Genomic DNA, 505 nt, shown 5'->3' with positions numbered 1-505 from the left:
CGGCGACCGCCCAAAAAACGGTTCCGATGCAGATGATCACCTGGACCGAGAGAAACAGCGCGGCCGAGACACCGCGCGTCAGTGTCTTGAATGTCTTGATGCGTTGCATTGAATGATATCCGAACTGCGCGCACACGACCGACGGACGGCCAGCGGCCGTCGCCGGACCGCGACGCGATGAAAAGGTTTTTCGTTTGAGTGCCGCGCATTGCGGCCGAGCCTTATGCGGCAGGTGGCGCGCGCGGCTGGTTGGTGCTCGCCTGCCGGGCGGAGGTGGCGGCTGGAGCGGCCGCCGCCTGGATCGGCGAAACCTGGTCGACGAGGAGTGCAAGGGTCGCCGGCGCAAGCGCGCCATTGGCGCTGCCCAGGAACTTGACCGGCAGCGCCCGGCCGGCGCGGATTTCGAGCGCCTGCGTCTTGCCGGTGATGCGCAGCAGCGCGACCTGGTCGCCCTGCCGCGCCACGCTGATGCCGGCGCCGCACGAAGCGGCAGCGCTGATCGCCT

The 505-nt window shown here is 68.3% G+C and carries 1 protein-coding gene; it reads right to left on the bottom strand.

All coding sequences use genetic code 11. The annotated features are described in order from the left end of the window. Positions 1 to 221: 221 nt before the first annotated feature. Positions 222 to 505 (bottom strand): hypothetical protein (locus EN818_RS30745; protein WP_135906588.1); only part of this gene is annotated, 284 nt, incomplete at its 5' end.

Origin of the sequence: Mesorhizobium sp. M3A.F.Ca.ET.175.01.1.1 (genome assembly GCF_004791945.1) — a bacterium.
Taxonomy (GTDB): domain Bacteria; phylum Pseudomonadota; class Alphaproteobacteria; order Rhizobiales; family Rhizobiaceae; genus Mesorhizobium.
This window is presented reverse-complemented; position numbering and strand designations above follow the sequence as displayed.